Genomic DNA, 9704 nt, shown 5'->3' on the forward strand with positions numbered 1-9704 from the left:
CGCGCCCCCTCAGACCCCCCCCGCCCGCGGTCTCTGGCGGGCGGGTGGCGCCCCCCCCCCCGGGTGGGGGGGGGGTCCCGGGGGGGCCCGCCCCCCCCCCCCCCGCCGCACGGGGCTTGGGTCCGAACCTCGTGTACGAGGCGGGTATCCCTCTCACCCCTTCCCAACCGTTGGTACCGGGCACATCGTGTTCCTTCGCCGGGTGTGACCCGTCTGAGGGGGACGCGCTCGGCCGTCGATTTCCATCGACCAGTCGGCATCCATGGCGATGGTGCGTCGCTCGGCTGGAGTGTGCTGCGTGGGGTGTGATGACAATGAGGACTCCGTTGGTGCGCAGTCGTGCATTGAGCTGGCGCAGGAGCCAGGTGCGGTCGCGGATGAAGGCGATGGATAGCCGCATGGTGATCAGGTTGTAGCCGTCTACGGAAAGGGGGTCCAGGTCGTTGCTGACCCGAGGCTCTGCTGACCGTCGTGGAGCACCGCAACTTCAGCAGCAACGCCACCCTGTCGGCATCCGCCTACGCCGGAGTGTGCGCTTTAGGCCGTGGATCGAAAATGGATCCGGGATGCTCGTGTGAGCGAGGCCCGGTGACGTGTCGCGCGGTTCCCGGCGGGATCCTGTAATCAGGAACGGTGAACAAGGACGCGACCGACCCCTTCGTGCATGTCCGGGGCGCCAGTGAGAACAACCTGCGGAACATCGATGTCGACGTTCCGCGGGACGCGATGGTCGCCTTCACCGGCGTCTCCGGCTCAGGCAAGTCCTCGCTCGCGTTCGGCACCCTCTACGCGGAGGCCCAGCGGCGCTACTTCGAGTCCGTAGCACCGTATGCCCGAAGGCTGTTACAACAGGTCGGCGCACCGCACGTGCAGGAAATCACCGGACTCCCACCGGCCGTGGCGCTGCAGCAGCGACGCGGGTCGCCCAGCTCGCGCTCGACGGTCGGCACCATCACCACACTGTCCAATCTGCTGCGCATGCTGTACTCCCGCGCCGGCACCTATCCGCCCCGGGCCGCCCGGCTGGAGGCCGAGTCGTTCTCACCCAACACCGCGGCCGGGGCCTGCCCGGAGTGCCATGGACTGGGCGTCGTGCACGACGTCGCCGAGGACCTGCTCGTCCCGGACCCCTCGCTGAGCATCCGCGAGGGGTCGATCGCCGCCTGGCCGGGCGCCTGGCAGGGCGCCAACCTGCGCAGTATCGTGAGCGGCCTGGGGATCGACATCGACCGCCCGTGGCGCAGGCTCAGGAAGAAGGACCGGGACTGGCTGCTGTACACGGACGAGCAGCCCTCCGTGTACATCGAGCCGGAGGAGGACCGCGTCGACTACGGCTACCAGGGCAAGTTCTGGAGCGCCCGCAAGCACGTCATGCACGTCCTCGCCGACTCCAAGAGCGAGAAGATGCGCGAACGGGCGCTCCGGTTCGTCCGGAGTGTGCCCTGCCCCGAGTGTCACGGCAGCGGACTACGACCCGAGGCGCTCGCCGTGACCTTCACGGGACGTTCCATCGCCGAGATCAATGCCATGCCGCTCACCGAAGTCGTGGCGCTGCTGCGGCCCGTCGCGGAGCAGTCAGCGGCCGACGCCACCACGTCGACCGCCCGATCCGGGGAGACGACCGAGGTCGCGGTCCGGATCTGCGGCGATCTGGTCGCGCGGGTCGACGTCCTGCTCGACCTGGGGCTCGGCTATCTCAGCCTCGGGCGCCGCTCGACGACCCTTTCGCCCGGTGAGGCGCAGCGCCTGCGGATCGCCACCCAGCTGCGCTCGGGGCTGTTCGGCGTTGTCTACGTCCTCGACGAACCTTCTGCGGGCCTGCACCCGGCTGACGCGGAACCGCTGCTGGACGTGCTGGACCGCCTCAAGGCGGCGGGCAACTCGCTGTTCGTCGTGGAGCACGACATGGACGTCGTACGGCGGGCGGACTGGGTGGTCGACATCGGCCCCGGCGCGGGAGAGGGCGGTGGGCGCGTGCTGTACAGCGGCCCGGTCGCCGGTCTTGAGCGGGTCGGGGAGTCGGCCACGAGCCAGTACCTCTTCGGGCGCGCCCAGCCGCTCGATCACCGCCTGCGCGCACCGCACAGCTGGCTGCACCTGAGCGGTGTTTCCCGGCACAATCTCCACGACGTGTCCGTCGATGTACCGCTCTGCGTCCTGACGGCGGTGACGGGCGTGTCCGGTTCCGGAAAGTCGACGCTGGTGACGCAGGTGCTCGCCGAGGTCGTCCGCGGCCACCTCGGACTCGTACCCGAGGAGCCCGACGAGGCGCAGCTGGAGATCGACGTCCAGGACGCTTCGGGTGTCGAGTCGTTCGACCGGCTGGTCCGGGTCGACCAACGGCCCATCGGTCGAACTCCCCGGTCCAACCTGGCCACGTACACGGGGATGTTCGACGCGGTGCGCAAGCTGTACGCGGCGACGGACGAGGCCAGGGCGCGCGGCTACTCGGCCGGGCGGTTCTCCTTCAACGTGCCCGAAGGGCGGTGCGAGACCTGCCAGGGCGAAGGATTCGTCGCGGTGGAACTGCTGTTCCTGCCTGGCACCTACGCGCCCTGTCCGACCTGTCAGGGCGCCCGGTACAACGCCGAAACGCTGGAAGTCACCTACCGCGGCAAGAACATCGCGGACGTGCTGGAGCTGTCCGTCGACGCCGCCGCCAAGTTCCTTTCCGCCGTCCCGGCCGCCTCCCGCAGCCTGGAGACGTTGCGCGAGGTGGGACTGGGGTACCTGCGGCTGGGGCAGCCCGCAACGGAACTCAGTGGTGGTGAGGCGCAACGCATCAAACTGGCGACCGAACTGCAGCGTGCCCGCCGCGGGCACGCGCTCTACCTGCTCGACGAGCCGACGGCGGGGCTTCACCCCTCGGACATCGCGCTCCTTCTCCGCCAGCTGCACCGGCTCGTCGACGCAGGCAACACGGTCGTCCTCGTCGAGCACGACCTCGACACGATCGCCACCGCCGACTGGGTCATCGACCTCGGGCCGGGAGGCGGCGACGCGGGCGGGCGGGTGGTCGCGGCGGGCCCGCCGGCCAAGGTGGCGAGGGCCCGCCGCAGCGCCACCGCGCCCTATCTCGCGGCCCGGCTCGCGCACTCGTGACGACGGCACGAGGGACTGAGCGTCGGTCAGCCTGGTTCGGGACGCAAGGTCGCGAGCGTTTCCATACTACGTTCCAGCTGGTGACGGATACCGCGCGCGAGTGTCCAGTCCGGGCCCATTCCACCGGGTCAGCTGGGCATGGGGTGGTGTGCCCGGGCGAACTGTTCCACGACGGCGGCGCAAAGGGCGGGCAGGTCGGCGGGGCTGCGGCTGATGACCAACTGCCCGTCGGCGACAACCTCCTGGTTGACGACCTCCGCGCCGGCGTTGCGCATGTCGATGCGGATGCTGGGCCAGGACGTCAGACGGCCGCCGCGCACGGCGTCGGCTGTTCCCGCCGTCCTTTCTGGCGGACAGAGCCTCTGACAGACAACGGGCACACCCGCTGTCCCTCAGCGACCCGAGGAGCACCACTCGCACGCTGAACCTGGCCGCGCCCTCGAATTAGGGATGTTCACGGCGTGGTGTGCCCGTGCAGCTCGGCCTGGATCAGCGCCTGAGCTGGGCCCAGACCGTCGTACCGGCGCGGCGTGACGGCGCCGGTCACGAGGACGCGCATGCGCCATCTCCCCGGGGCGGCGCGAACCGGAAGCGCGTCACCAGGGCACCTCACCCTCGTCGTCGAAGAAGCGGCCCGTCGGCCCGTCGTCCGACACGGTGGCCAGCCGGATCGCGGCGGCCGCGCCCTCCTGGGGGGTGCGTACTCCCCGGAAGCCGTTGAGGTCGGTCGCCGTGAAGCCAGGGCAGACGGCGTTGATCAGGATGTGGGTGTCGGCCAGTTCCTTGGCGTACTGCACGGTGACGGCGTTGAGGAGCGTCTTCGACGGAGCGTAGGCGATGGAGATGGGGCCCGTCTCGGCGCCAGGCCTGGTCTGGAGTGTGAGGGAGCCGACGCTGCTGGAGACGTTCACGATCCGCGGCGACGGCGAGCGGCGCAGCAGAGGGAGCAGGGCGTTGGTGACGCGGATGACTCCGATCACGTTGGTCTCCACGGCCGCCCGTACCCGGTTCACGTCGACCGTGGTGGGCTCCTGCGGTCCGCCGCCGGTGATCGCCGCATTGTTGACGAGCACGTCGAGCCGCCCGGCCCGCTCCTCCATCAGCCGAGCCGCCGCTGTCACGCTGGCCTCGTCTGTCACATCCAGCGGCACGCCGAACGCGTCTGCTCCGGCCGCGCGCAGCTTGTCCACAGCGGTCTCGCGCCGCTCCTCGTTCCGCGCGCCGATGCCGACGGACCAGCCGAGGGCGCCGAGCCCGGCGGCGATCTCGTACCCGATGCCCTTGTTGGCCCCAGTCACCAGCGCGACCTTCTGTTGGTTCACGGTGTTCGTCTCACTCATGACATCGATACTTCTCCCCCTCCGGGCAGGGCGTCCAAGACCGACTGGGTGGACGGCGATACCGCCCGGGTATCGCTCCTGGCCGTCCCGGTTAGGCTGGCGGGGTGGAGACACGTGAGCTGCGGTACTTCGTCGCGGTCGCCGAAGAGCTGCACTTCGGCAGGGCCGCGCAACGGCTCGGGATCGCCCAACCCCCGCTCTCGCGGGCGATCGGCGGGCTCGAACGGCGCCTGGGCACCCTCCTGCTGGAGCGCGGCAGCCGGGGAGTCGCCCTGACCTGTGCGGGGGCGGTGCTGCTGCGGGAGGCGCGGGCGGCACTCGACGCCGTCGAGGCCGCCGAACGGCGCACCCGCCGGGCTGCCCTCGCGGCGACCGGCCGCCCCGCCGTGGTCCTGGCCGCGAAGGCGGGCGCCTCCGGTGAACTGCTGGCGAAACTCCTCGACGCCTACGCAGCCGAGCCCGGCGCCGTCGCCGTGGACGTCGTGCTGTGCGGGCCGGGGGAGCAGGCACGGTTGCTGCACGACGGCCGGGCCGACGTAGCCCTGCTGCATCGGCCGTTCGACGACACAGCCGGCTTCGACACCGAGGACCTGCACTCCGAGGGTCAGGTCGTGATCCTCCCGGCGGGCCACCCTCTCAGCGCCCGCCACCACGTGCGGCTCGCCGAGGTCACTGACCTTCCCGACCTGCCCCTGCCCCGCTGGCCTCACCCTGACGGCACCTTCCCGGACGGCCCCGGACCGCAGGTGCGCGACCACACGCAACTCACCCAGCTCATCGCCCTCGGCCGCGCCTGTGCGGTCGTGCCGGAGTCGGGCCGCACCGGCCTGCGCGAGAACCTCACCGCCGTACCGGTCCCCGACGCCCCCCACGTCACCACGGTCATCGCCTGGCCCCCACACAGCCGCTCAACGGCGGTCGCGGGGCTGGTCCGCGCCGCCACTGCCTTGTGACCGACGCCGGTGAACGCCGGGACACCGGACGCAGTGGCAGGCCGACCCCGCGCCTTCGACATACGGCGCCGGCGCTGCTCCTCCGGCTCCAGCCAAGGCGCCGCCCTGGCCTGGCAGATCGACGACCGCGCCCACGATGGCTACGTCATCGCGCCCGGCTCCACCACACGCGACGGCACCTGCACACCGGTCGACGATGGTGGCGCGACAGCCCGCAGAAGGGAGGATGGGGCATGGCTGCGCGGATCTGTTTGATCTTCGTACCCCGGACAACTCGTACGGCCGCTTCCATGTCCCCGCCCTCACCGACCAAGACCAGTCGCAGGGCAGCCCAATAGGGTCGGAGGCATGACGACCTCCCTTGCCAGCAGTGCCTTCGACTCGCTCCGCCTCGACGCCGTTCCGGACCAGGAGGCGCTGCGCCGGGCCTACGAACTCCCCAGCAACGCGGCCGTGCGTAAGCAGATGACCGAACTCACCGAACAGACGCAGCGGTTGATTGGGTGCTCATCGCTGGTTCTGGTGGCGAGCGCGGACGCCGAGGGCAACTGTGACGTTTCCCCGCGCGGTGGTCCCGCCGGATTCGTCACCGTCTTGGACACACGGACGGTGGCGATACCGGACGCGACTGGCAACAAGCGTCTGGACACCCTGCAGAACGTGATCGCCACCGGACGGGCCGGGCTGTTGTTCCTCATCCCGGGGCGCACCACAACGCTCAGGGTGAACGGCCGGGCCTGCGTCTCCACTCGCCCGGACCTGCTGTCGCAGCTGACCGCCGTGGGCAAGCCCCCGGCCAGTGCGCTTGTGCTGGGCATCGAGGAGGTCTACCCGCACTGCCCCAAGTCGCTCCTGCGCAGCGGGGCCTGGAAGCCGGAGCAGTGGCTGCCGCCGGACGCCCAGCCGACCTCGGCCGAGGTGACGCTCGCCCAGCTGCGGATGCCGGAGCTGACAATCGCTGACATCGAGCAGGCGGAGGCGGATTCGCTGAAGTACCGGTACGAGTAACGGGCTGACGGGCGGTGCGGGCCTTGGCGGTTTGCCCTGCCTAGACGGGTGCAGGGGATTCCCACGAAGATCGAGCAGGCCTCGGAAGGCCGGGTGCCGGATCTGCGGCCCTGAGCGCCGACCCCGGAATTCGTGACGACTGCAGATTCCGCGCCGTGATGCACTGCTTTGCGGGTGCGGTGGGATTCAGCCGGCGGCGAGCAGAGAGTCGTCTTCGGACCGGGCACCGGTCAGTTGGTTGCGTGCGACGACGAGGGCGGTGTTGATGTCACGGGTGCCGGTTGACACGCACAGGGTGTAGGCCAGGTCCTGCATGCGCTGCTCCGCGTGCGGGCTCCCGCTCAGCGCATGCAGGTCCCGCAGCGTCTCGTACTCGGCGACCAGTTGCTGCAGAACCACCGGGTGAGCCATCAACATGAGCGTCTCCTCCACCAACCACACCGACACTGGTCACCCGGATACCCCCACTCAAGGCCCCCACGCGGTGACAGTTTCGGACAGAGCGCCTACTGCCAGCCAGATACCTGGGAGAGCAGCATCCGGGACGGCACCGGGCTGGTCGAGGTCTTCATCCTCGGAGGATCCTCGGACCGCGTTGCTGCGGTCGTCGACCCGAAGCTTCCAGGAAGGCGTGTCAGACGACGTTTGTTCGCGCGTATTCGGTGCACACGAAGAGCTGACACGATCCTTACAACGAAGCGGAGCAGCATCGTGGGCATCATCGCGTGGATCATCATCGGCTTGCTTGCCGGCGCCATCGCCAAGGCCCTGATGCCGGGCAAGGACCCCGGTGGCATCATCATCACCATGCTCATCGGCATCGTCGGCGGTCTGCTGGGCGGCTGGCTCGGCAAGGTGATCTTCGGCGTCGACTCCATCGACGGATTCTTCGACATTTCGACCTGGATCGCCGCGATCGTCGGGTCCTTCATCCTGCTCGCGGTCTACCGCCTCGTCACCGGTAACCGGCGCTCGCACCGTCACGCGTGACCTGCTGAAGGCATACGCATCCGAGACGTCAGATGGCTCCCGAACCTGCTCGCAGGACGGGGGCCGTCAGCGTGTAGCGGGGTAGGGCGTTCGAGCTGCGGGTCGAGTGCCGGCGCTCGGTGTCGATCACGCTGAACGGCGCTGGCCGCAGCCGCCCCCGGATCGCGCAGGCGGAGCAGGCGCCGCCGAACACCAGCGGCGCGACCCTCCGCCGCGCGGACGATCGTCGGTCACCATCACGCAGGTCGACAGCCCCGGCCGGATCCGTACCCGGCCGGGGCTCTCGCGTGTCGGTCACGCGGGCGTGCGGGATGTCAGGAGGGGGGCGAGGACGTTGCCGTTGCGGCAGTGGTTCACGGTGTTGCCGATCCACGGGCCGCCGACAGGTACCACGGCGAGTTCCTGGAGGCAGACGGCGGCCGCGCTGAAGTTCCAGTTGTTCGCGGCGTTTACGCCGCTACCGAAGTTCGTGTCGTTGTCGGCGTGTGCGACGGGCGCGGCGAAGACGAGAGCGGCGGCGGGCAGGATCGCCATCATCATGATCTTCTTCATGGACCGGCAACGACGGCCCGGTGTCGGCGGATGCGCCTGATCACCCGTCCAGGCACAGGCGTTCGCAGGCCCGGCACCTGCTCGACGAACGTCTTCTGGAAGCACCGTCACCGGTCGCAGAAGTGCCGGCGCACCCGGAGGCGGACGACCACCCCCTGGGCGCCTTGGTCGAGGAAATGCAGGCCGCTGCGTGACCCGGTGTGAGCGGGAGCGGGAGGAGAATCGGTTCAGCTACGCGGTGGGCTGGAGGAGGACGCCGGCGGGTGCTGACCGCGGCCGTCTGCATGGGATGCGAGCGGGGTGGGGGAGAGCGTGGACTCTTCCTCCCCGACTTCGAGGAGAGTGTCGGCCGGTCCCACGATGAGCGGGTCTGGCACTCCCACGGCCTCGACGTCCTTGCTGGCGTAGTCGACCCGCGCGAGGAGACTGCGCATGGCTTCCAGACGGGCTCGCCGCTTGTCGTTGCTGTTCACGACAGTCCAGGGCGCGTTCTCGGTGTCGGTGGCACGGAACATTTGGACCTTGGCGACGGTGTAGTCGTCCCAGCGATCCAGCGAGTCCAGGTCGGTGGGGGAGAGTTTCCACCGCCGCACCGGGTCGACCTGGCGAATCGCGAAGCGAGTGCGTTGCTCAGTCCGGGAGACGGAGAACCAGAACTTCACGAGGATGACGCCTTCCTCGATGAGCATGTCCTCGAAACGAGGGCACTGGCGCAGAAAGAGGTCGTACTGCGCATCGCTGCAGAAGCCCAAGACCCGCTCGACACCTGCACGGTTGTACCAGGAGCGGTCCAAGAAGACCAGTTCACCCGCAGCAGGCAGGTGCGCGACATAGCGCTGGAAGTACCACTGGCCTGCTTCCCGTTCAGTTGGTTTGTCAAGGGCGACGACGCGGGCGCTGCGGGGGTTCAGCCGCTCCGTGAAGCGGTGGATCGTGCCGCCCTTGCCCGCGGCGTCGCGCCCCTCACAGACGACGATCACCCGGGCGCCGGTGTTCCTGGCCCAGCGCTGCAGCTTGAGCATCTCGATCTGCAACAGACGCTTTTGCCGCTCATACTCTTTGCGCCTGACCTTACGATCGTAGGGGTAGTTCTCCCGCCAGGTCGCAATCGCCAGGCCGTCCTCGTCCAGCAAAACCGGCTGCTCCGGTCGGCTCTGATCCACGGTAAGCCCGTCCAGCAAGAGCTTTTCAGCCTCGTCCATCGCCCCACACCCCCGCGCGCACGTCCTCATTCGTGGGGGTCGCGTTCCCGCAAACCCGTGCGCCAGTCCGCGCCCAGCGACCGGCGATCGGGCTCGGCGCGGGGGCACCCGCTGTCGGAGGTGGTCCGGACCGTGTTGGAGAACGCCTTGCCCTCGACCGTGGAGCCGCTTCTCAAGGCGGTGAGCGACAGCCCGGTGGACTTCAAAAAGGGGGGTCTCGGTGTACGAGGCACCCGCGGCCCGTTCGGCGCCCTGTGCGCGTAGCCCGCGACCTCTATCTGGAAGAGCCGGCGGCCGACACGGTATTCGTCCACGTCACCTGCATCGATGCCCTTATGCGTCAACCGCGACCGACCTCATCGCGACCAAATGAGATGACGTCCAAGCCGGACTCGGCACGGTGGGAAGGGCGTTGATCCATATGAGGCTGCCGCGTCGAGGTGCCGGCGGGCGCGGGTGACGGCGACTTGGGCGAGGCCGGGCGACCGTCACCATGAGTCCGGGTCGGGGCGGCGCCCCCCGCCCCCCCCAACCCGGGCGCAAAAACGCCCCGAAGG

9 protein-coding genes are annotated in these 9704 nt (G+C 69.4%); 4 read left to right on the forward strand and 5 right to left on the reverse strand.

Annotated features, from left to right (window positions below; translation table 11 throughout):
* Window positions 1-633: 633 nt before the first annotated feature.
* Window positions 634-3102, forward strand: a complete 2469-nt coding sequence (uvrA, locus tag ACFV2J_RS31705) for an excinuclease ABC subunit UvrA (protein WP_385441848.1) — start codon at window positions 634-636, stop codon at window positions 3100-3102.
* Window positions 3103-3230: 128 nt separating this feature from the next.
* Here uvrA and ACFV2J_RS31710 read toward each other — a convergent pair whose 3' ends face one another.
* Together ACFV2J_RS31710 and ACFV2J_RS31715 are read right to left on the reverse strand one after the other, a co-directional pair.
* Entirely contained in the window at window positions 3231-3482 is a 252-nt protein-coding gene (locus ACFV2J_RS31710) for a DJ-1/PfpI family protein (RefSeq protein WP_385084262.1), read from the reverse strand.
* 216 nt (window positions 3483-3698) lie between these two features.
* Window positions 3699-4442, reverse strand: a complete 744-nt coding sequence (locus tag ACFV2J_RS31715) for an SDR family oxidoreductase (protein ID WP_385084264.1) — start codon at window positions 4440-4442, stop codon at window positions 3699-3701.
* A gap of 104 nt (window positions 4443-4546) precedes the next feature.
* On the opposite strand from ACFV2J_RS31715, the gene ACFV2J_RS31720 reads away from it, so the two are divergent.
* Both ACFV2J_RS31720 and ACFV2J_RS31725 read left to right on the forward strand, forming a co-directional pair.
* Window positions 4547-5395, forward strand: coding sequence for a LysR family transcriptional regulator (locus ACFV2J_RS31720; protein WP_385084266.1), 849 nt, complete (start codon window positions 4547-4549; stop codon window positions 5393-5395).
* Window positions 5396-5743: 348 nt separating this feature from the next.
* The gene (locus tag ACFV2J_RS31725; protein WP_385084268.1) at window positions 5744-6403 is read left to right on the forward strand and encodes an MSMEG_1061 family FMN-dependent PPOX-type flavoprotein; all 660 of its coding nucleotides are present in this window, start codon (window positions 5744-5746) and stop codon (window positions 6401-6403) included.
* Between the two features lie 186 nt (window positions 6404-6589).
* Here ACFV2J_RS31725 and ACFV2J_RS31730 read toward each other — a convergent pair whose 3' ends face one another.
* Complete coding sequence (locus tag ACFV2J_RS31730; protein ID WP_385084270.1) at window positions 6590-6820, reverse strand: DUF5133 domain-containing protein; 231 nt, start codon at window positions 6818-6820, stop codon at window positions 6590-6592.
* A 294-nt stretch (window positions 6821-7114) separates the two neighbouring features.
* Between ACFV2J_RS31730 and ACFV2J_RS31735 the strand changes: the two genes are divergently transcribed.
* Window positions 7115-7393 (forward strand): GlsB/YeaQ/YmgE family stress response membrane protein, encoded by a 279-nt coding sequence (locus ACFV2J_RS31735; protein ID WP_385084272.1) that lies wholly within the window; start codon window positions 7115-7117, stop codon window positions 7391-7393.
* Window positions 7394-7687: 294 nt separating this feature from the next.
* Here ACFV2J_RS31735 and ACFV2J_RS31740 read toward each other — a convergent pair whose 3' ends face one another.
* Together ACFV2J_RS31740 and ppk2 are read right to left on the reverse strand one after the other, a co-directional pair.
* Window positions 7688-7945, reverse strand: a complete 258-nt coding sequence (locus ACFV2J_RS31740) for a hypothetical protein (RefSeq protein ID WP_385084274.1) — start codon at window positions 7943-7945, stop codon at window positions 7688-7690.
* A gap of 227 nt (window positions 7946-8172) precedes the next feature.
* Complete coding sequence (ppk2, locus tag ACFV2J_RS31745; RefSeq protein ID WP_385084276.1) at window positions 8173-9147, reverse strand: polyphosphate kinase 2; 975 nt, start codon at window positions 9145-9147, stop codon at window positions 8173-8175.
* Window positions 9148-9704 lie beyond the last annotated feature (557 nt).

Origin of the sequence: Streptomyces sp. NPDC059668, assembly GCF_042734135.1 — a bacterium.
Classification (GTDB): domain Bacteria; phylum Actinomycetota; class Actinomycetes; order Streptomycetales; family Streptomycetaceae; genus Streptomyces.

Excerpts from the sequence above, each read along its gene's own strand:
- ACFV2J_RS31715 (WP_385084264.1), bottom strand. The coding sequence starts at position 4,442 with ATGAGTGAGACGAACACCGTGAACCAACAGAAGGTCGCGCTGGTGACT.
- ACFV2J_RS31725 (WP_385084268.1), top strand. The coding sequence starts at position 5,744 with ATGACGACCTCCCTTGCCAGCAGTGCCTTCGACTCGCTCCGCCTCGAC.
- ACFV2J_RS31730 (WP_385084270.1), bottom strand. The coding sequence starts at position 6,820 with ATGTTGATGGCTCACCCGGTGGTTCTGCAGCAACTGGTCGCCGAGTAC.
- ACFV2J_RS31740 (WP_385084274.1), bottom strand. The coding sequence starts at position 7,945 with ATGAAGAAGATCATGATGATGGCGATCCTGCCCGCCGCCGCTCTCGTC.
- ppk2 (WP_385084276.1), bottom strand. The coding sequence starts at position 9,147 with ATGGACGAGGCTGAAAAGCTCTTGCTGGACGGGCTTACCGTGGATCAG.